Annotated in this window: 19 protein-coding genes; 10 read left to right on the top strand and 9 right to left on the bottom strand. The window is 72.3% G+C overall.

The window, feature by feature from the left end; genetic code table 11:
* Positions 1 to 37 precede the first annotated feature (37 nt).
* From ACIQPT_RS36145 to ACIQPT_RS36135, 3 genes are read right to left on the bottom strand one after another with little or no spacing between them, the layout of a single operon-like run.
* A complete protein-coding gene (locus ACIQPT_RS36145; RefSeq protein WP_401162402.1) occupies positions 38 to 244 on the bottom strand; it encodes an acyl-CoA carboxylase subunit epsilon in 207 nt (68 codons plus the stop codon).
* Positions 241 to 1,782: an acyl-CoA carboxylase subunit beta gene (locus ACIQPT_RS36140; RefSeq protein WP_401162401.1), complete on the bottom strand. Its 1,542-nt coding sequence runs from the start codon at positions 1,780 to 1,782 to the stop codon at positions 241 to 243. Before ACIQPT_RS36140 ends, ACIQPT_RS36145 begins: the two co-directional genes overlap by 4 nt.
* 38 nt (positions 1,783 to 1,820) lie before the next feature.
* Positions 1,821 to 2,864, bottom strand: coding sequence for a polyprenyl synthetase family protein (locus tag ACIQPT_RS36135; protein ID WP_401162400.1), 1,044 nt, complete (start codon positions 2,862 to 2,864; stop codon positions 1,821 to 1,823).
* Between the two features lie 396 nt (positions 2,865 to 3,260).
* Between ACIQPT_RS36135 and ACIQPT_RS36130 the strand changes: the two genes are divergently transcribed.
* Positions 3,261 to 3,449, top strand: coding sequence for a hypothetical protein (locus ACIQPT_RS36130; protein ID WP_401162398.1), 189 nt, complete (start codon positions 3,261 to 3,263; stop codon positions 3,447 to 3,449).
* Here ACIQPT_RS36130 and ACIQPT_RS36125 read toward each other — a convergent pair.
* The 4 genes from ACIQPT_RS36125 to ACIQPT_RS36110 all read right to left on the bottom strand — a co-directional run bounded on the left by ACIQPT_RS36125 (position 3,430) and on the right by ACIQPT_RS36110 (position 8,018).
* Positions 3,430 to 5,352 (bottom strand): BTAD domain-containing putative transcriptional regulator, encoded by a 1,923-nt coding sequence (locus ACIQPT_RS36125; RefSeq protein WP_401162396.1) that lies wholly within the window; start codon positions 5,350 to 5,352, stop codon positions 3,430 to 3,432. The two genes, ACIQPT_RS36130 and ACIQPT_RS36125, sit on opposite strands and share 20 nt — an antisense overlap.
* Before the next feature lie 64 nt (positions 5,353 to 5,416).
* On the bottom strand, positions 5,417 to 6,151 hold the full coding sequence (locus ACIQPT_RS36120) for an IclR family transcriptional regulator (RefSeq protein WP_401162395.1): 735 nt from the start codon (positions 6,149 to 6,151) through the stop codon (positions 5,417 to 5,419).
* Positions 6,152 to 6,351: 200 nt separating this feature from the next.
* Positions 6,352 to 7,185 carry a LuxR family transcriptional regulator gene (locus ACIQPT_RS36115; protein ID WP_401162394.1) on the bottom strand — a complete coding sequence of 278 codons (834 nt, stop codon included), beginning with the start codon at positions 7,183 to 7,185 and terminating at the stop codon, positions 6,352 to 6,354.
* A gap of 137 nt (positions 7,186 to 7,322) precedes the next feature.
* Positions 7,323 to 8,018 (bottom strand): hypothetical protein, encoded by a 696-nt coding sequence (locus ACIQPT_RS36110; protein WP_401162392.1) that lies wholly within the window; start codon positions 8,016 to 8,018, stop codon positions 7,323 to 7,325.
* A gap of 1,047 nt (positions 8,019 to 9,065) precedes the next feature.
* Between ACIQPT_RS36110 and ACIQPT_RS36105 the strand changes: the two genes are divergently transcribed.
* On the top strand, positions 9,066 to 10,829 hold the full coding sequence (locus ACIQPT_RS36105) for a serine/threonine-protein kinase (RefSeq protein ID WP_401162390.1): 1,764 nt from the start codon (positions 9,066 to 9,068) through the stop codon (positions 10,827 to 10,829).
* Here the strand turns inward: ACIQPT_RS36105 and ACIQPT_RS36100 are convergent.
* Positions 10,811 to 12,148: an MFS transporter gene (locus ACIQPT_RS36100; protein ID WP_401162388.1), complete on the bottom strand. Its 1,338-nt coding sequence runs from the start codon at positions 12,146 to 12,148 to the stop codon at positions 10,811 to 10,813. The genes ACIQPT_RS36105 and ACIQPT_RS36100 overlap by 19 nt on opposite strands.
* Before the next feature lie 226 nt (positions 12,149 to 12,374).
* Between ACIQPT_RS36100 and ACIQPT_RS36095 the strand changes: the two genes are divergently transcribed.
* The 3 genes from ACIQPT_RS36095 (at position 12,375) to ACIQPT_RS36085 (ending at position 15,354) form a co-directional block, all read left to right on the top strand.
* Positions 12,375 to 12,947, top strand: a complete 573-nt coding sequence (locus ACIQPT_RS36095; RefSeq protein ID WP_401162386.1) for a TetR/AcrR family transcriptional regulator — start codon at positions 12,375 to 12,377, stop codon at positions 12,945 to 12,947.
* Positions 12,948 to 13,051: 104 nt separating this feature from the next.
* Positions 13,052 to 14,005, top strand: coding sequence for an aldo/keto reductase (locus ACIQPT_RS36090; protein WP_401162384.1), 954 nt, complete (start codon positions 13,052 to 13,054; stop codon positions 14,003 to 14,005).
* 89 nt (positions 14,006 to 14,094) lie between these two features.
* Complete coding sequence (locus ACIQPT_RS36085; RefSeq protein ID WP_401162382.1) at positions 14,095 to 15,354, top strand: serine hydrolase domain-containing protein; 1,260 nt, start codon at positions 14,095 to 14,097, stop codon at positions 15,352 to 15,354.
* 56 nt (positions 15,355 to 15,410) lie between these two features.
* Here the strand turns inward: ACIQPT_RS36085 and ACIQPT_RS36080 are convergent, their stop codons facing one another.
* Positions 15,411 to 16,040, bottom strand: coding sequence for a TetR family transcriptional regulator (locus tag ACIQPT_RS36080; protein WP_401162380.1), 630 nt, complete (start codon positions 16,038 to 16,040; stop codon positions 15,411 to 15,413).
* Between the two features lie 111 nt (positions 16,041 to 16,151).
* Here ACIQPT_RS36080 and ACIQPT_RS36075 point away from each other — a divergent pair, with 111 nt between their 5' ends.
* The 5 genes from ACIQPT_RS36075 to ACIQPT_RS36055 all read left to right on the top strand — a co-directional run bounded on the left by ACIQPT_RS36075 (position 16,152) and on the right by ACIQPT_RS36055 (position 20,350).
* Complete coding sequence (locus ACIQPT_RS36075; RefSeq protein WP_401162378.1) at positions 16,152 to 17,306, top strand: IS701 family transposase; 1,155 nt, start codon at positions 16,152 to 16,154, stop codon at positions 17,304 to 17,306.
* A gap of 127 nt (positions 17,307 to 17,433) precedes the next feature.
* Positions 17,434 to 17,877 (top strand): MarR family winged helix-turn-helix transcriptional regulator, encoded by a 444-nt coding sequence (locus ACIQPT_RS36070; protein ID WP_401162376.1) that lies wholly within the window; start codon positions 17,434 to 17,436, stop codon positions 17,875 to 17,877.
* 216 nt (positions 17,878 to 18,093) lie between these two features.
* Entirely contained in the window at positions 18,094 to 19,578 is a 1,485-nt protein-coding gene (locus ACIQPT_RS36065) for an AMP-binding protein (protein WP_401162374.1), read from the top strand.
* Positions 19,578 to 19,859, top strand: coding sequence for a phosphopantetheine-binding protein (locus ACIQPT_RS36060; protein ID WP_401162372.1), 282 nt, complete (start codon positions 19,578 to 19,580; stop codon positions 19,857 to 19,859). The genes ACIQPT_RS36065 and ACIQPT_RS36060 overlap by 1 nt, the downstream gene beginning before the upstream one ends.
* A gap of 116 nt (positions 19,860 to 19,975) precedes the next feature.
* Positions 19,976 to 20,350, top strand: coding sequence for an ectoine synthase (locus ACIQPT_RS36055; protein ID WP_401162370.1), 375 nt, complete (start codon positions 19,976 to 19,978; stop codon positions 20,348 to 20,350).
* Positions 20,351 to 20,449: the final 99 nt, after the last annotated feature.

The following is a 20,449-nucleotide window of genomic DNA, read 5'->3' as shown; positions in this document are numbered from 1 at the left end:
GTGCAATGACCTGCAGCCACCGATCGACCGGCGGCCGTCAGCTCCCGGACCGCCAGGAGACCCGGGGCGACGCCGGGGCCTCCGCGCGGCGCCAGGGTGCCCGCGTGGGTCCGTCCGGCCCGGCCGGCACCCGGCCCTGCAGGGCGGTGAACAGCGCGGTGACCGCCGCCGCCAGCTCCTCGGCAGTGGGGGAACCGCGGACCACCCGCAGCGCGGCCGCGTCCTGCCCGTCCCCGGTCCTCATGCGGGCTGGTTGCCGTGCTTGCGCGACGGCAGGTCGGCGTGCTTGAGCCGAAGCATCTCCAGTGAGCTGATGAGGAGTTGCCGCGTCTCGGCGGGGTCGATGACGTCGTCGACGAGGCCGCGCTCGGCCGCGTAGTAGGGGTGCATCAGCTCGGCCTTGTACTCCTTGACCAACTGGCCGCGGACCGCCTCGGGATCGTCCGAGCCGGCGATCTGTCTGCGGAAGATGACGTTGGCCGCGCCCTCGGCGCCCATGACCGCGATCTCGTTGGTGGGCCAGGCGTAGGTGAGGTCGGCTCCGATGGACTGGCTGTCCATGACGATGTACGCGCCTCCGTAGGCCTTCCGCAGGATCAGCGAGATCCGCGGCACGGTGGCGTTGCAGTAGGCGTACAGCAGCTTCGCGCCGTGGCGGATGATCCCACCGTGCTCCTGGTCCACGCCCGGCAGGAAGCCGGGCACATCGACCAGGGTCACCAGGGGAATGTTGAACGCGTCGCAGAACTGCACGAAACGTGCGGCCTTCTCGGAGGAGTGGATGTCCAGCACTCCCGCGAACGACAAGGGCTGGCTCGCGACGATCCCCACCACGTGTCCGTCGAGGCGGGCCATCGCGCAGATGATGTTGCGGGCCCAGCGCTCGTGGATCTCCAGGTAGTCGCCGTCGTCGACGAGCTCCTCGATCACCTTGTGCATGTCGTAGGGGCGGTTGCCGTCGGCCGGGACCAGGTCCAGCAGGACGTCGCTCCGCCGGTCGGCGGGGTCGTCGCTGGGGAACGACGGGGGGTTCTCGCGGTTGTTGGAGGGCAGCATCCCGATGAGGTACCGGACCTCGGCGATGCAGGTCTCCTCGTCGTCGTACGCGAAGTGCGCGACGCCCGACGTCTCGGCGTGGACGTCCGCGCCGCCGAGACCGTTCTGCGTGATCTCCTCGCCGGTCACCGCCTTCACGACGTCCGGCCCGGTGATGAACATCTGCGAGGTCTCACGGACCATGAACACGAAGTCCGTCAGCGCCGGGCTGTAGGCCGCACCGCCCGCACACGGGCCGAGCATCACACTGATCTGCGGGATCACCCCGCTCGCACGCGTGTTGCGCTGGAAGATGCCGCCGTAACCCGCGAGCGCCGAGACGCCCTCCTGGATACGGGCCCCGGCACCGTCGTTCAACGACACCAGCGGAGCACCCGCCGAAATGGCCATGTCCATGATCTTGTGGATCTTCGTGGCATGCGCCTCGCCCAGCGCCCCGCCGAAGATCCGGAAGTCATGCGCGTACACGAAGACCGTCCGGCCCTCGACCGTGCCCCACCCGGTGATGACACCGTCCGTGTACGGCTTCTTCGCCTCCAGACCGAACCCGGTCGCCCGGTGCCGGCGCAGCTGCTCGACCTCCTTGAACGAACCCGGATCCAGCAGCAGTTCGATCCGCTCCCGCGCGGTCAGCTTCCCCTTGGCGTGCTGCGCCTCGGTCGCCCGCTCACTCGGCCCGCGCAGTGCTTCGGCGCGGACCGCGGCGAGTTCATCTCTTGCGGCCATGGGCATGTCCAACCCCTTTGTCGTAGATGCCGTTCAGCTCAGCGCTCGGCCGCCGCGGTCCCGGCGACGCGCGTGTCGATGTAGGCGCACAAGGCGTACAGCGCCTCGCGTGCGGCCCCCCGGGGAAGCGGTTCCAGTGCGGCTCGGGCCAGGTCAAGCCGCCGGCGCAGATGGTCCCGGGCGGCTGCCGGGGCGGGCGACGCGGCGAACAGCTCCAGCGCGCGACGGCGGTCCCCGGCGTCCACCAGGGGTCCTCCCGCGAGGAGTTCACGCAGCTCGGCGTTGGCCGGGCTGCGGTCCGCCGCGGCCAGGATCACGGGCAGACTCAGCACTCCGGCCGCCAGGTCCTTGCCCTGCTCCTTGCCGGTGAGCTCGGCGGGCGCGGCCAGGTCGAGGAGGTCGTCGGATATCTGGAAGGCGATACCGAGTTGGCGGCCGTACTCGCCGAGAGCGCGCCCGAAGGCCGGCGGGGCTGCCGCGCACAGCGCCCCGGCCGCCGGCGCCATCGACAGCAGGGCCGCGGTCTTGCCCGAAGTGACCTGGAAGAAGTGGTCCACCGGATCCTCGTCCTCACCGGGTCCGGTCATCTCCCGGAGCTGCCCCACCACCAGGTGGCTCGCCACGTTCGCGTGGAAGCGCACCATGTCCGGACCGAGTTCCGCCGCGAGACGGGCGGCGCGGGCGAGAAGCCAGTTGCCGCCCGCCACCGCGAGACGGGCACCCCAGCGGGAATTGACGCTCTCCACGCCGTGCCTCAGGTCCGCCCCGTCCATCACGTCGTCGTGGTACAGGGAGGAGATGTGGACGAGCTCGGCGGCCACGGCCGTGTCGACGATGCCGTCCCGCCAGGGTTCCCCGAACTCCGCCCCGAGCAGCACCAGCAAAGGGCGCAGCCGTTTGCCGCCCGCCGCGGCGAGATGGCCCGTCAGCTCGGCCACCCGGGGGTCGGGGGCGCCCGCCGCACAGTCGAGCAGACGCTTCTCGACGGCGAGCAGCGCCTCGGCGACCCCGTCACGGAACGACGGATCATGGGCGGTGATGTGGGCCAGCAGTTCGGAACCGGGGGGCGAGGAGACCCTCATGTCGCCTCGCTCTCCGGCCTGTCGACCTCGTTCGGGAGCTGCGGCAGACATCACAGGAACCTCTTTCTCCGCGCTTCTTCTCCGCGCTTCGGAAGGTGCACGAGACTCCCGCGCACACATCGGAACGGTGGCCCGGCCTCGTGGGAGACCAGGCCACCGGCGTCCCGGCGGACGGGGGGGGGACCGCCGGTCGGGCAGGCTCCGCGAACAGGGCGAGCACTACGCCTGACGCGCCTATCGAACTGTGCGCGTGCTGTGCGCGGCAATGGCTGCTTCAGGAAGCTGCCAGACGGACCGGGTTCGGGCGCTGAAGGGGCCGGAGTATAGAAGCCGGATAGATACGTACCCAATCCTGAAGGAAACGCTCGGCCAGGGCAGTTCGACGAGGAGGGGTACATGAGTCAGGAGGGTGCACCGGTTCCGGCGGACGTCCGGGGCGCGGAGGCGGAGGCCGATCCGGAGTGCGGCTCGGCCGCGGATGAAGAGGGTCTGCGCTGGGCCGCGTTGCTGGCCGCGTTCATCAACGACATGCAGATCCCGCCGGACGGGACCGCGGGCGAGCTGCTCAGCCCCGGGGGCGACTGACGGTTCGGGGCCCTTCCGGCGCCGAGGGTGGTGCCGCGGGGCCCCTCGTCGGGATCAGCAGCCGGACCAACGGCGTACACCGGTAGTACGGCTGCGCCGAACCCGGCCGGCCGGACGGCGGCCCGGCGGGCGGAGCGGCGCTCTCCAGCAGACCGCTCTCCAGCAGTGTGTCCAGCGCGCCGCGCGCCCGGGACTCGGACCGGTTCAGCCGTGGTGCCGCGTCGGCCGGGGTGAACGCGCCCCGCTCCGTCCGGGCCAGTGTGCGCAGCACCGGACGCAGCGGCGCGTCGAGCCGCATGACGGCGGCGCGCAGCGCGTTCCGCAGGTCGTGCGCGCCCTCGCCCCACTCCTCCTCCCGCATCTCGCCCCACGCCAGCCGGTCCACCAGCCGGGACACCGGGCACTGGGACCGGGCGACCAGCCGGGCGGCGGAGAACCGCAGCGCCAGCGGCAGTCCGTCGCACAGGTCCAACAGGGCTCTGGTGGAGTCGGGTTCGGCAGCCAGGCGGTCAGCCCCCATGGTCGACTCCAGCAGCTCCCGTGCCCCGGCGTCGTCGAGCCGCCCGACGCGCATCGCCGACACCCCCTCCAGCGAGGCCAGCGGACGACGTCCGGTGATCAGGACCCGGCAGCCGGGTCCACTCGCCAGCAGCGGCCGTATCTGACGCTCGTCCACGGCGTTGTCGAGCACCACGAGCACGCGGCGGCGGGACAGCGCACTGCGGTACAGCTGGACGCGCTCGTCGAGCGTGGCGGGCAGGTCCTCGCCCCGCAGAGGCATCAGCGCGCGCAGAAAGCTGCCGAGCACGTCCAGCGGATTCTTGGCGCCGCCGCCCTCGTCACGCAGGTCGATGTAGAGCTGGCCCTGGGGGAAGTCGTCACGGCAGGCGTGTCCCGCGTGCACCGCCAGGGCGCTCTTGCCCGTCCCGATCGCACCGCTCAGGGACACGCCCCGGCAGGCATCATCGCGCTCGCGCAACCGGGCCGGTATGTCTGTCAGTTCCGCACGTCGGCCCGCGAAGCCGGGCGGGCCCATCGGCAGCATGGCGGGCGCCAGACCGATCCAGGGGCTGAGTGTGCCGTAACGCCCGGTGGACGTCAGCGCGTCGGCACGCGGTACGCCGCCCGCGACGGGCGGGGTCAGTATCAGCGGATCGGCGGCGGCGGGGCCGGGCAACGACTCGTCCAGCACCGCGCGATGGAGCCGCCGCAGCAGCGCGCCGGGGGCCACGCCCAGCTCCTCCCTCAGGATCCGCCGCCCCTGTTCGTACACCCTCAAGGCGTCCATCTGCCGGTCGCAGCGGTACAGGGCGGTCATCAGATGCCCGCGCAGCGACTCCCGGGTGGGGTGTTCCGAAACCAGGCGAGTGAGTTCGGGCAGTGCGCTGTCATGCCGGCCGAGGGCGAGGACGGCCGCCGCGCGATGGTCCACCGCACGCAACCGTGCCTCCTCCAGCAGGGGGAGTTCGGAGCGGGTCAGGAACTCGGTCACGTCCGCCAGCGCCGGGCCCTTCCACAACGCGAGCGCCCGCTCCAGGCCGTTCGCCGCCTCGGCGTAGCGGTTGGTCGCCACGTCCACCCGCCCCTTCTCCGCCAGTTGCTGGAACACCTCCCAGTCGAACCACGCGTCCCCCAGGACCAGGCAGTATCCGCGGTGCCTGCGCACCACGCGCAGCCCTGGCCCGCAGCCGCGCCGCAGCCGGGAGACATACGTGTAGAGCTGGGCGGACCTGGTCGCGGGCGGCGTCGTCCCCCACAGCAGGTCGCCGAGCCACGCGTCGGAGACGAACCGGCCGGGAGAGATGAGGAGAGCGGCGAGCACGGTGCGCTGCTTGGCCGCGGTCAGGGGGATCCGGGATCCTCCGGACCGGACCTCGGTGGCCCCGAGGATGCTGAACTCCATCTTCTCCGCGGGCTCCTGGCCTCGCGTCATACGTGCGACCGCCCGCTCTCGGAGGGAGGGAAGGTCATGCGCCCGACACTTCGCCCAGCCGCAGGGCCACGCCGATCAGGGATCCGACGGCCTGCCGGGCCGCGTTCCCGGTCAGCCGGTCGGCCGGCCCGGTGAGGGCGAGTGCGGCGACGACACGACCGCCCGGACCTCGCACCGGGGCTGCCAGGGTGGCGGTGGAGTCGTCCGCCGGTTCGAAGCTCTGGGCCCAGCCCCGACGGCGCACCTGGATCAGGGTGTCGGCGGTGAAGCGGGCGCCCAAGAGGCCCTTGTACAGCGTTTCGGGATCCTCCCAGGCCATCAGAACCTGAGCCGTCGCGCCGGACCGTGCCAGGAGAGCGGTGCCCACCGGCACCGGGCGCGCCTTCGGGATCTCGGCGGCGGCCACACACAACTGCCCTTCCTCGCAACGGCGGTAGATCCGGGCGCCGGCAGCGGTGCGAGACCGCAGTTCGGGCAACAGCGATCCGGCCAGGGACAGCATCCGGTCCCCGTGCTCCAGGGTCGCCATCTCACTGAGCCGGGGGCCGAGGTGATACCGGCCCTTCGCGTCACGGGTGACCAGCCGGAGGCGCTGGAGCGCCAGGGCCAGCCGGTAGGCGGTCGGCCGGGTCAGTCCGGTGACCGCGACGATCCGGGAGACCGAGGCGGGCCCGTCCTCCAGGACGCTCAACAGGTGGGAGGCCTTGTCCAGCACGCCCACCCCACTGTCGTGGTGGAGCGAGAGCGCCGGGTAGGGGAAGGTGGTCATCGGTCATCCTTCGGGGAACAGGCCGGTCCGGCACGCCGGAAGGAGCCCTTCGCGGAACCGTCCGCTGCCGATGCCGGCCTTCATCCTTCTCGCGCCTCGCCTCAGCGGTACGGCGTCGGGCCCCTCGCCACGAAGCCCGATCGACGTCACCAGTTCTAACCGGCCGCCTCCACGCCGACAACGGGGGCTTCAGGAAGCTGCTAAGGGCTGTACCGCGGTCCGCCGCGCTGCGGTGGGCCGGGCGGAGCCGCGGCCTCGATGCCGCTCAGCAGGCCCAGCTCGGCGGCCCTCACTCCGGCCTGGAAGCGTGAGCTGGAGTCGAGCAGGGTCATGATCTCCGCGACATAGCGCCGGTAGGTCCGTACGGATACCAACAGTTCGCGGGCGGCGACCTCGTCGGTGACCCCGGCCCGCAGGGAGCCGAGGATCTGCCGGGCGAGATCGGTCCTGCAGTGATCGCCGAACGTGATGCGGGCGGCGGCGGACACCGCGTTGCGCCACACCCCTTCGTACAGCGTGCACAGGGTGTGGATGACATCGGGCACCCGGATGAGCGACGCCCTGCGGCCGGTGGGCGACTCGGTGGAGACCAGCCCGGTCGTCGCGTCGACGATGACCGCCTGGAGGGGTGGCACACGGGCCACCCGCACCTCGACGAGCGACTCCTGGCGGCTCTGCTCGCGCACGAAATCCTCGTCGATCATCGCCGGCGAGCACAGCAGCCGCAGCCGCACGGCATCCGGCACCAGCCCGATCAGCTCGCGCAGGGTCGCCCTGGTGTGGGTGCCGCAGCTCGGCCCGGAGGCCAGGACGACGTCGAGGCTGGCGGTGGCTCCCAGGACCAGGTTGCGCGCCTCGCCCAGCACTTCCGACTGCCGGCCGACCAGGGCCACGATCTGCTGGTCCCAGGAGACGCGGCTGCGATGGCGCTCGACCGTGGACTCGATCAGCGCCCGGACCTCGAGCAGAGCGCGTTCGATCGCGTCCTGCCCCTTCTCCGGCGCTTCGAACCGGTCCCGGTCGTCGTCCGGCACCCCTGCCGCCGTACGGTCGACGGGTCTCCCGCCCTCACCGGCAGTCGCGTCGGGTTCTCTCGGTTCGGTTCCGGACGTCGTCCTGGCCATGTCTTCGTGCCCCCGTTTGTTCATGTTCCTGCCGCCGCGCCAACCGGTCAGCAGCGTTCCAGCAGTCCCAGCTCCACCGCGCGCGCCCCGGCCTGGAATCGGGAGTTGGCGCCGAGCACCCGCATGATCTCCGCGACGTGCCGACGGTAGGTCCGCAGGGAGACGTCGATCTCCCGTGCTGCCGCGTCGTCGGTGCGCCCGGCCCGGAGTTGCTCCAGGATGCGCCGCGCCAGCGCGCTGCGCAGATCGCGGTCCAGCCGCAGTTCGTCGGCGACCGGGCGGGCGTTCGCCCACGCACCGGCGAAGAGCAGATCGAGTGCGCCGACCGCGGCGGGATCGGTGATGACCGCGGCGTTCCGGCCTGCCGATCCATCACCCGACTGGATCAGAGCGGTCCGTCCGTCGACGATCAGCGCCTCGCGTAACTCGCCCTTGGCCATGCGTACTTCCAGGGCGCTGTCGCCGAATGCCCGGCAGGACTCGGCCGACAGCTCCAGTGCGCGACCCGCGGCGAGCAGCCGTACGGCGAGTCTTCGGCCCCCCTCCGTCAACGACGTGGTCGGCCTCATCGCCCTCGCGACCGCGGCGATCACCACGGACGAGTGCCTCCAGTTGCCCGTCACCGCGAGGTGCGCGGAGTAGCGCGCGCCCGCCATGACGCGTCTGACCGCCTCCTCCACCGAGCCGTCGTCCGCCCGGACCAGCAGCGAGGCGCCGCCCGGCCGACTCCGGTGCAGAGACACCGAGGACTCGATCAGAGCTCTCGCCTGCAGCAGCGCCCGCTCTACGGAATCGTCGTGTTGCGCACACTCCGCCAGCCCCGAACTCATTCCATTCCCCCCGTGGATATTACGTGCCCCGACCCGGGACCAATGACGACGGCTGGATTGAACTCCTGCCAGGAGACCGAATACCACGCGAGATTGCCCGAAAGCCGGGTATCCGGACTCTGGGAAAACTCATCCGCCACCGGGCGACTGGCCCAGACAGTAGATCGCGTACGTGAACCAGTCAACGGTGGCCGGTTACATGCGGACCTGCCACTTCCGCAAGCTGCCCGCCGACCTGGCCCGAGCGGCCGCGGCGACAGGAAGATGACATCAAGCTGCCTCCGCATGCCCCAAACAGATCATCACTATTCCGATTTCACTGCGATGCGTGACCGTCCCGCCACTTATGGGAGTCACTCCTGTCCCATAGCGGCCATGCGTCACGCCTTCGTCACAGCCCGAACTACCCTTTCCCCGGGGCCGGATCGCACCCTCCGGCCACCTGGCGGCGACGCCCGGACCAGGGCGGCCCCGGGCCGCTCCCGCCGAGTCGCCCCAGCGGGTCGGGGCCGGCACTCGACCTCAGGAGGGCCGCCACGCCCCGCACACGCCGCGTCATCCCCGCACGACGATGTGCAACCGCGGCGCACCCGTACGACGTCCTTCACCTGTGTGACCTTCTCCCGCAGCTCCGTAATCGCACGAGCAAATCAAACCGGAACCCACTCCGCTCCCACTCCCCGAACCCCTGCCAGTAATGTCGCGTTCAGCACCGCGACACAAAGCCTCAATCGATGAACACTCAATTACTCGCGAGTAGGAAATCCTGCCTGCGCAGCTTCACCACGCCTTTTCTCACGAAACCGATTGCGGCGGGCGTGAAGAATAGTGAGAAGCACCGTAAACAGTAGGCCGCGCTACCGTTTTCCCGCCTTCGCGACCGCGCACCGCACCACCCACGGGGGCGGGGAGCGAAGCTATTCTCGGCACGGTCACGGCCGTACGGGGAGGAAGCGCACCATGGACAAACTCGGGTCCGACGACCCGCACCGCATCGGTGCGTACCGTCTCCTCGGCCGCCTCGGCGAAGGCGGGATGGGCCAGGTCTTCCTCGCCCGTTCCGACCGCGGCCGCACCGTCGCCCTCAAGCTCGTCCGCCGCGAGCTCGCCGAGCAGCCCGAGTTCCGCGCCCGCTTCCGCCAGGAGGTGCGGGCCGCGCACCGGGTCGGCGGTGCGTGGACCGCACCGGTGCTGGACTCCGACACCGAGGCCCCCGTCCCCTGGGTCGCCACCGGTTACGTCGCCGGGCCCTCCCTCCAGCGCATCGTCTCGGGCCGCCCCGGCGCCCCGGTCACGGCCTCGGGGGCGTACGGGCCGCTGCCGGCCCGTTCCGTGCGGTTCCTGGGGTCCGGGCTCGCCCACGCCCTCCAGCACATCCACGGGGCCGGGCTCATCCACCGCGACCTGAAGCCCTCCAACGTGCTGATGACCATCGACGGGCCCCGGGTCATCGACTTCGGTATCGCCCGCGCCCTGGAGTCCGTGCCCGACGGCGATCTGACCCGCACCGGGGCCCTGGTCGGCTCGCCCGGTTTCATGGCCCCGGAACAGGTGCGCGGCGAGCGCGTGACCACCGCGTGCGACGTGTTCTGCCTCGGGGCCGTCCTCGCGTACGCCGCGTCGGGCCGGCTGCCGTTCGGTACGGCGGAGAGCGGCGGGGTCCACGCCCTGATGTTCCGGATCGCCCAGGAGGACCCGGACCTGACCGGCGTTCCGGAGGAGCTGGCCGACATCGTCCGGGACTGCCTGGCGAAGGACCCGGCGGCCCGCCCCGGCACCGGCGAGATCCTGGCCCGCCTGGGCGAGGCGGAGGCGGACGAACCCTGGCTGCCCGGCACCCTCATCGCCCAACTCGGCCGCCACGCGGTGGGGTTGCTCGACGCGGAGGACCCGGAAGACCCGCGCGGCACCCAGGGGCCGTACGGTACGCGGGCCGCCGCGCACCACCCCCCGCAGGCCCCCCGCAGCGCCCCCGCGGCCCGGAACAGCCCGATACCGCCCGCCCCCGCCCCGATACCACCGGCGGCCCCGGTCGCCCCGGCCGCCCGTACGGAAACCGCCCCGCCGCCCCCTACGCATCCGCGCCCGCAGCCCCACCCGTACGCACAGCACCACCCGCCCTACGGCCCGACCGCCGAACAGCCCCTCCCTCCGGCCTACTTCGCGCCCACGCCGCCCCCGCCCGCCCGGGAGCGCCGCTCCGCCGGGGCCACCGCCGCGCTCATCGCCGTCGCCGTGGTCGTGGCGATAGGGGCGGGCGGATCGGTGTACGCGTTCATGAACGGCGACGGCACGGGGAAGACCGCCTCACCCGGACCGTCGAACTCCGCCGAGTCCGGCGGCGGCGGACAGCAGGGCGGCGACGGAGCCGTCCCCGCCGACTTCCTGGGGACCTGGTCCGGCTCCATACCCGGCGACCAGGGCCCGTCCACCCGGACGTTGACCATCCGGCAGGGCGGCGTGGGCGATCAGGTCCTCGCCCTCACCGCCGAGGGGCCCCTCGCCTCCGGCTCCACGTACCACTGCGAGTTCACCGCACCTCTCGCCGACCGCCCGTCCGGCGACGGCCCGGTCCGCATCGGACCCTCCACGGTGTCCTCCGGCCGCCCGGTCTCCTCCTGCACACCCGGGAAACCCACCGAGCTGACCCTGCTCCCGGACGGCAGCCTGCGCCGGTCCACGGCCGGGACGGGCGAGAGCCTGATCTACACCAAGTCCGACTGATCCGCACGGTCCGCACGGTCCGCACGAGCGGACGGCCGGCCCTCCTCCGGGGCCGCCGCCCCGGCCCCGGCCCCGGCCCCGACCCCCTCCCGCTCCGGCGTCCGCAGCGCCCGGGTGATCAGCGCCGCGCCGGCCAGCAGCACGAGCACCACCAGCATCGCGTTCCGCAGCCCCACATGGTCGGCCAGGAAGCCCAGCGAGGGCGGACCGACCAGGAACGCCGCATAGCCCGCCGTCGAGACCGCCGCGACCCGGGCCGAGGCGTCCCCCGGCCTCACCCCCTCCCCCGCCGCCGAGATGGTCACCGGGAAGCCCAGGGAGGCCCCGAGCCCCCACAGCACGACCGCGGCACCGGCGAGCAGCGCGCTGGAGGAGAAGATCACGAGCGCAACGCCGACCGCCGCCACCAGCGCGCTGGCCCGGACCACGGCCGCCGGCCCGTAACGCACCAGGAGCGGCCCGCCCGCGAAGCGGCCCGTCGTCATCGCGACAGCGAACAGCATGAACGTCAGCGAACCGGCCGTCGCGCTCGTCCCGTGGCCGTCCACCATCAGCAGCGGCAGCCAGTCGTTGGCGGAGCCCTCCGCGAAGGCCATGGCCAGCACGATCAGGCCGATCAGCACCAGCCGCCGGTCCCGCCAGACCGCCACCTGCCCGCGCATCCCGCCCGTACGCTTCCCGTCGCCGTCGCCCTCACCGGCGTCGGACGCATCGACGTCCGCGCCCTCACGCCCCGTACCCGCCGGCACCGCCCGTACGGTCCACACCCCGGCCGCCGCGACGGCGACCGCGATCGCCGCCAGATGCCAGCCGACCGGGAACCGGACCGCCGTCAGCCCCATCCCGAGCAGCGCGCCGACCACGGTGCCCAGGCTGAAGCAGCCGTGCAGCACCGGCAGGACCGGGCGGCCCAGGGACCGTTCGACTGCCGCGCCCTCGATGTTGAACGCCACCTCCGCCAGGCCCATCCCGGCCCCGAACAGCGCGAGCCCGCCGAACACCCCGGCCGACACCTCCAGCGCCGCGCCCCCGGCGATCACCAGCAGCCCGGCCACGAGCAGCCCCGCCCCGAGCGCGATCACCGGCCGCCCGCCGTGCTTGCGCACGAGGCCGCCCGAGATCAGCACACCCGCCATCGAGCCGATCGAGAGCCCGAACAGCACGAGGCCCATCGATCCGGTGGACACCTCCAGCGCGTCCCGTACGGCGGGGGTCCTGGCCACCCAGGACGCCATGCTCACCCCGGTGGCGAGCATGAAGAGGAAGAGCGCGGCGCGCCAGCGGCGGGTGGTGACGTCCATGACCGGCGGGTTCTTCATGGGAGCTGTGCCTCGGCAGACAGGTCGGATCGGAAGGAGATGCTGGAGTGTACGAGCGTACGCCTGAAGCGTACGAACGTACACTCTCTCCCTCGGGCGGCGGCCCGTCCACGTCGGCGTGAGCGAGATCAACGGCTGACCGAAGCCCCCGCCCCCGCGCTCTATGCTGCGAGAGGAGAAGGAACGAGCTGCCGAGGGCCGAACCGGCCGAGGAGAGGAGCGCCGCGTGGCGACAGGGCGCACCGACCCCGAGCGGCGGGACCGCATCATCGACGCGGCGCTCGACCTCATCGTCGACGAGGGCGTCGCGGGCATCTCGCACCGCAAGGTCGCCGCCCGCGCGGGCGTGCCGCTCGGCTCGATGACGTACCACTTCTCCGGCATGGACGAGCTGCTGCACGAAGCGTTCACCCGGTTCTCCGGCACGATCGTCGCCGTCTTCGAGGAGCGCCTCGGCGCGGCGAACTCCCCCGACGAGGCGCGCGAGGCCGTCGCCGACCTCGTCCACCACCTCTCCGGCGGCAACCAGCGCGAGCTGATCCTCACCCACGAGCTCTACACCCTCGCCGCCCGCCGCCCCGCCTACCGCGAACTCACCCGCACCTGGATGGGCCGCAGCCGCCGCGCCCTGGAGTGGCACTTCGACCCGGCCACCGCCCGCCAGCTCGACGCGCTCATCGAGGGGCTGTCCATCCACCGCGCCCTGGAGACCGAGCCCCACGAGCGCGCCCTGACGGCCGAGGCCATCGCCCGGATCACCGATCCGCACCGCCCCGCCGTCCCGCCTGAACTTCCCTAAGTAGTCGAAGGTCGGCAAGTAGCAACGGGTTCCTGGGCTTCGACGTCCGGGGCTGTTGCTATGAAGTGGTCGCTTTCCTCTGTGGAGAAGGGAGTTCTCGCAGAATGCGCACCACAACACTGGGCAGGGACGGGCCGGTCGTCGGCCGGCTGGGACTGGGGGCCATGGGCCTCTCGTACCGTTACGCCCCGGGTCTGAGAGACCGGACCAAGGCCGTGTCGCTGGTCCAGGAGGCGGTGGACCTCGGGGTCAATCTCGTCGAGACGGCCGGCGCCTACGCCGCCGGGGACAACGAGCGGCTGATCGGTGAGGCCATTCGCGGGCGCCGGGACGAGGTCGTGCTGTGTACCGGCGGCGGGCTTCTCGGTGACGCGGCCGGTGTGCTGCGGCCCGCGGGCGGTCCGCAGGCGCTGCGGGACGCGGTCGACGAGAGCCTGCGCCGGCTGCACGTGGACCACATCGACCTCTATCTGCTGCGCCGCGTCGATCCCGGCGTGCCGCTGGAGGAGAGCTGGGGCGCGCTGGCCGAGCAGGTCTGGGCGGGGAAGATCCGCATGCTGGGGCTGCCCGTCGTCACCGTGCAGGAGGCCCGCGACGCCGAAGCCGTGCACGAGGCGGCGGCGATGGCGGCCGAGGTGTCGCTGTTCACGCGCTGCGGCCTCGACGACGTCGTGCCGTACGCGGTGGAGCGCCGGATCGCGCTGCTGGCGGGCGCCCCGCTCGGCCGCGGCCTGCTGACCGGTGCGCTGTCCGGCTCCGAGGACCTGGCCCCGGACGACTGGCGGCGCACCCAGCCCCGCTTCGCCCCGCGCGCCATCCGCCACAACGTCGCCCTCACGCAGGCCGTCGCCCAGGTGGCCGCCCGGCACGGGGCCACGCCCGCGCAGGTCGCCCTGGCCTGGCTGCTCCGGCTCGGCGACCACGTGGTGCCGCTGCCCGGCACGAGGGCGTCGTACCACCTCGCGGAGAACCTCGGCGGCGACCGGATCCGGCTGACCGAACAGGACCTGACCGACCTGGAGTTCCTCCCCTATCCGGCGGGTGCCCCCGAGGTGTGATCCGGGCCCACGACCCACGCCGCGCACCCAGCGCCCCGCACCGCCCCGCACCGCTGCAACCGACTCTCCACCTCTTCTGGAGTTCTGACATGACGACCTCTCTGGTACGGCAGGTCCTCCCCCGGCCACGGCCGCGGGCGGCGACGGCCGATGTCCACGGAACCACCGCGCCCGGGTTCGCCTCCGTGCGTCATTCCTTCGAACGGGCCTGCAGAGAAGCGGGCCCGCCCGGCTCCCAGGGCGCCGCGCTGGCGGTCGTACGGGACGGTGAACCGGTCGTCGACCTCTGGTACGGCACCGCCGACCCGGTCACCGGGGCGCAGTGGACCGGCGACACCCTGGAGCCGCTGCTGGCGGGTTCCCACGGAGTCCTGGCCACGGCGGTCCTGCTGCTCGCCGACATGGGCGCGCTCGAACTGGACCGGCCCGTCGCCGACTACTGGCCGGAGTTCGCGGCGCGCGGCAAGGGCGCGGTGACGCTGCGGGACGTGCTGACGTTCACCGCCCGCCTCCCGGGCATGGCGGCCGGCCTGGACCAGCGGGACGTCGAGAACCCCGGCATGATGGCGGCGCTCCTCGAACTGGACGGCCTGGAGGAGGACCCCCGGGCCGGTGGCGTGCTGCACGGGCCGTGGACCGCCGGGTGGATCGCCGCCGAAGTGATCCGCCGGGTCGACGGCCGCGATCTCGATCTGTTCTTCCTGGAGGAGATCGCGGGCCCGCTGGGTCTCGACGTCCACTTCGGCCTCGTCCCCGACCAACTGCCGCAGACCGCCCGCATCTCGTACGACGCCGACTTCCGCGCCCGTTTCGCGGCGCTGGACGACGGGGCGGGCGACAGCGGGACGGGCGACGGCGGGGCCGGTCTCTTCGGGCGGGTGTGGGACAACCCGTCCCCGTTCCCCGTGGACGCCGGGGTGTGGAGCGAGAGCCGGCGGCGCTACGCGCTCATCCCCTCGCTGGGGGCGTACGCGTCGGCCCGCGGCCTCGCCCGGCTCCAGGGGGTCCTGGCCGCGGACGCCGTACGGGCCCCGGGCGAGGAGCCGCTGCTGCTGTCGCGCCGCACGCTCGACCAGGCGCGGAGCTTCTGGGTCGAGGGCCTGGATCCGCTGCTCGGCGGGGTCAGCGCGTACGGCGAGGGCGGCCTCCAGCTCCTCGACGAGGGGCTCCACCCGGCGGTCGGCGCCGGCGCGTTCGGCCACCAGGGTCCCGGCGGAATCGCCTACCAGGCCTGGCCGCAGGCCCGGGCCGGGGCGGCCTGGGTCCGCAACCGGCTGACGGCCGGCCCGGGCGCGCGGGTCCTGGACGAGGTGGCGGGCGCGGTGGCACGGGCGCTGCGGACCGTGTGAGTCACCGGTTCACCGGTTCACCGGTTCACCGGTTCACGGGCCACCGGGACCCGCCTTCAGGCGGGTTCCGCCCCACGCCCCGTCACGCCGGCCCGGCCCGCCCCGCCTTCCCCGCCCGCCGGGCCGACGGCGAGACCGTGGAGGACGACGTCCCAGACCGAGTCCCACACCGAGTCCCAGGCCGGGTCCCGGGTTTCGTGGTGAGCGGCCATCGCGCCCTCCGCGAGATGCGCCAGCAGCGCCACCGCGTCCTCGGGAGACACACCGGGACGGAGCCGTTGCCCCCCGTGGGCCCGGGCGAGCAGGCCACGGAGCGTGGGCAGCCAGACCTCGGCCAACGGCGGTACGCCCTCGGGGCGGTCGGCCTCCAGGCGGCGCACCGCGCGGACGAAGGAGTCCTCGTGCGCCAGCCGGGCGAGAGCGCCGATCAGGGTCCGCAGCTCCCTCAACGGGTCGGCGGCGGACGCGAGTTCTTCCATGCAGCGCACGAAGCGGGCGCGACCGATCTCCCGCACCTCCTCCGCCAGCGCGGTCTTGGTCCGGAAGTGGAAGGTCAGGGCGCCGATCGACGTCGACGCCCCCCAGACCACCCGCTGGAGGGAAGCACCGTCGTACCCCCTCTCCGCGAATTCGCCGGCGGCCGCTTCCAACACGGCCTGGCGCGTCCTGGCCGCCCGTTCCTGCATGCGCCTTCTCCTTGGACCTCGGCAAGTAGTCGTGCTCTCCGAAAGAAATATAACGAACATTCTCTATGTTTGTTAGTCTGCTCAGCGACGCTCACCTGGGAGGGACCTGCAGTGACGACGACGTACGAGACGCCCGACATGGCGACGGGCCGACCGCCGGGCGATCTGTCCCGGCTTCTGTTCGGCCACTTGCACCGCTCCGACCAGCAGCGTTGGGGGCACTTGTATCTACAGGGACTGCTGCGGACGCACGGGAAGAAGACCGTGCGCCGGATGGCGGCCGTCGTGACCGGCTCGGAGGCGGCGTCGGCGTCCCTGCACCAGTTCGTCAACGCCAGCCCCTGGGAGTGGGCCCCGGCCCGCGGCGAGCTGGCCCGCTGGGCCGCCCGGTCACTGCCGGTACGGGCCTGGACCCTGGCGCCGGCGGTGCTGCCCAAGCGCGGCACCTGCTCCGCCGGGGTGCACCAGCGCTTCCTGCCGGATGCCGGGCGCACCGTCAACTGCCAGTTGGGCCTCGGCCTGTTCCTGGACGCCGGGCGCACCCAGGTGCCCGTCGACTGGCGGCTCTTCCTGCCTCCCCGGTTCACCCGCGACGAGGCGGTGCGCGACCGGGCGAAGATCCCCGCGACGACCACGGCCCAGCCGCTGTGGGAGCACGCCCTGTGCCTGGTCCGGGAGATGACGTCATGGTCGAACGGGCGGACGGCGCCGGTGGTGGCCGATCTGACCTCTCTGTGCGACGTCGCGCCGCTGGCGCGGCGGCTGCACGGCGGCGGGCACGCCTTCGTCCTCGCCATCCCGGGCCAGACCGCCCTCGCCGGTCCCGAACTGCCGCCCGGCGAAAGGGAGTCGGCGCGCGGCCTGCTGCTGCGCCGTGGCGTACGCCACCCGGCGGGCCCCGACCGGCAGGTCGTCTCGTGCGACACACCGGTGTACGGGCTGCGCCCGGACGGCGAGCGCGGTCACGGGGCGGGCCGACTGCTGGCCGAGTGGGACACGGCCGGCGGGCGTCCGGGCCGGATCTGGCTGACGAACATCACCGACCGCCACCCGGCCGAACTGCTGGAGCTGGCCCGTTCACCCGGGGGCGCGCAGGACGCGACCCGCCGCATGGGCGAGGACTTCGGCCTCCTCGACTTCGAGGGCCGCTCCTTCCCCGGCTGGCACCGGCACATGACGCTCGTCTCGGCGGCCTACGCCAGCAGCACCCTCGACGCCCTCGGCGCCCTCGGCACTCCTGGCACCCTGGAGGGCATGACCCACTGACACACATATTGCTTGCTTATACAAATATATAGCGGCCGGGGCCACCTTTACGGGCACCAACACTCCCCAGATGATTGCATGGGCATGTATCTTGTTGTTCATAGCAGCCGAGAAGGGGAGCCGTTCCATGACGATCCAGCAGCAGCCACGCGCCGCCTCCGATCAGACCATGTGGGAGGCCGTCCTCGGCCTGCACGCCTTCGTGGAGCGCCAGCTCGCGCACGCCCTGCAGCGCCGCTACGGCGTCGGCCTGTCCGAGTACCGGGCCCTGGAGGCCCTCACCCAGTCCGAGAAGGGTGAGTGCCGCATGCAGGAGCTCGCGGACCACATCGGTCTGGGCCAGAGCTCGGTAACACGCCTGGTCGGACGCCTGGACAGCGCCGGCTACGCCTACAAGGACAACTGCGCCGACGACAAGCGCGGCGTCTTCGCCGTCATCACCGACGAAGGCCGCAAGCACTACCAGGACGCCCGCGCCACGTACGCCGACGTCCTCAGCTCGGCCCTCAACACCGCCGGCGCCGACGACCAGCTCGCCCGGGCGGTGCAAGCGCTGCGCAGCGCGGCCTGACGCGATCACGGCAGACGGCGGGAGGCGTCCGGGGCAACCCGGCCCCCGCCGTCTTTTGCATGTTCGGGCTTCTTTAACGGGGGGCGCGAGAGGGCGGAGACCCTGTGACCTGGATCACTCCAGCCTCATATTTATATGCTTGACCATGCAAGCATAACCCCGTAGGTTCTCTCTCGTAGCCAAGACAGCCCATCGCCCATCCACCAAGGGGGACCGTTGCCTTCGCCTCGCCTGTTGCAGGCCTTCAGCAGACATGTGCACGAACAGCCCGACAGCATCGCGCTCGTCTTCGCCGGACAACAGGTCACCTACGCGGACCTGGAGCGGCTGACCCGCCGCGCCACCGCGGACCTCGACGGCGCCGGCTTCGGTTCCGTACGCGCCCTGTGCGTCCCGGCCCACAAGTCGCCGGAGACCGTCGCGCTGCTGCTGGCGGCCTGGCGTCAGGGGGTCAACACCCTGGTCCCGTCGCCCGGTCTGGGCGCCGCCGCCCTGGCCACGCTCACCGCCCAGGCCCACGGCCCGCTGCTGGCCACCGCGGTCACCGGCGGCGGCGTGAGCCTGTCGCGGGAGGAGTCCGACCCCGCGCTGGCGGACGGCTTCAGCATCCCCGACCCCGAGGAGTCGCTGCTGACCCTCACCACCTCCGGGTCCACCGGCGTCCCCAAACTCGTCCCGGTCCGCACCGAGGCCTTCGACCGGTTCGCCGACTGGGCCACGGAGAAGTTCGGGATCGACGGCGGCACCCGGGCGCTGAGCTTCTCGCCGCTCAACTTCGACCTGGCGCTCCTCGACGTCTGGGCGGTGCTGGAGGCCGGCGGCACCGTCGTACTCGCCGACGCCGGGGCCAGCGGGGACGCCGGCTATCTGCGTGACCTCGCACAGCGCAACGAGGTCACCCTGGTCCAGGGGGTGCCCCTGCTGCACCGGCTCCTGGCCGCCGACGGCGCCCGCTATCCGGCGGTCCGTACGGTCGTGTTCACCGGGGAGTCCGTCTCCGAGCAGGGACTGCACGACACGTTCGCCGCCTGCCCGGCCGCCCGCTTCCACAACGTCTTCGGCTGCACGGAGACCAACGACAGCTTCATCCACGACATCGACCCGGACGCGTACACGCACCCGCTGCCCATCGGCGTACCGATCGACGGCACCGATGCCGTGCTGCTGATCGAGGGGGCCGACGGCACCGAGGTCCTGCGCGGCCCCGGCACCGGCGAACTCCTGGTGCACACGCCCTTCCAGACCTGCGGCTATCTCGAACAGGCCCGCAACGCCCAGACGTTCATGCCGGACCCGCGCGGCGGCGGCGCCATGTTCTACCGCACCGGCGACCTCGTCCACCGCGACGCCGACGGCCGCCACTTCCTCCAGGGGCGTACCGACTTCCAGGTCAAGGTACGCGGCGTGCGCACCAACACGCTGGAGGTCGAGACCGTCCTCGGGGCCCACCCGGACGTCGTCGAGGCCGCCGTCGTCGCCCTGCCCTGCCCCGAGGCCGGCACCCGGCTGCACGCCGAGGTGGTGCGCCGGGACGGCACCTCCCTGAGCACGCTGGGCCTGCGGGCGTACGCGGCGAAGCACCTGCCGCGCCACGCCGTGCCCAGCTCGGTCGGGCTCGCCCGCACTCCGCTGCCGAAGACCCCGACCGGCAAGCCCGACCGTAATTCGATCAAGAACACCCAACTGAACGGAGCCTCTTGATGAGCACCTCGAGCACCGGCGACCTGAGCACCGGCAACGACCCGATCCGCGACTACATCGTCCAGGAGTTCCTGGGCGGCGAGGACGCCGAGGACCTGACCGACGACTTCGACCTCATCGAGAGCACCGTCGTCAACAGCCTCGGCCTGGTCCGCCTCATCTCCTGGATATCGGACACGTACGGCATCCCCGTCGACGACATCCCGCTGGAGCCGGCCGCCTACCGCACGCTCGCGGACATCCGCGACTTCGTCGGCCGCGCCGCTCCGGCAGCGGTCTGACGGACCGGCCTCTCCGGGCACACAGCACGGCCCGCCCGCGCGGCGCACCAGCAGCACACGTCCAGAACTCAGCGATGCCAGATGCCAGATGACAGACAGATGACAGGAGTACTCCCATGATCGTCCGTTCTCTCTCCGACGTCCCCGCAGTCGAGTGGGGCAGTGGCACCAGCCACCGCCTGCTCACCGAGGCCGACGGTATGGGCTTCACCGTCTGCGAGACGCTGGTCCGCCAGGGCACCTCCAGTGCGCTGCAGTACCTGGGCCACCTGGAGGCCTGCTACTGCATAGGCGGCTCGGGCGAGGTCGTCACCACCGACGGTGCCCACCACAAGATCGCGACCGGGACCATCTACGCCCTGGACAAGAACGACGCCCACCACCTGATCGCCTCCGACGACGAGGACCTCCTGCTCGTCTCCGTGTTCAGCCCGGCGCTGCGTGGCGACGAGAAGCACTCGCTGTCCGAGGACGGCTTCTCCCGCTACTGATCCGCACAGCCGGGTGGGGGGGGGGGGGGGCGCGGGCCCCCCCCCCCCCCCCCCCCCCCCCCCGCCCCCCCCCCCCCCCCCCCCCCCCCCGCCGGCCCC

The sequence above is a fragment of the Streptomyces sp. NPDC091289 genome (assembly GCF_044757365.1).
Classification (GTDB): domain Bacteria; phylum Actinomycetota; class Actinomycetes; order Streptomycetales; family Streptomycetaceae; genus Streptomyces.
Note: the sequence above shows the minus strand (reverse complement) of the source record. Positions and strands in the feature narration are given on the sequence as shown.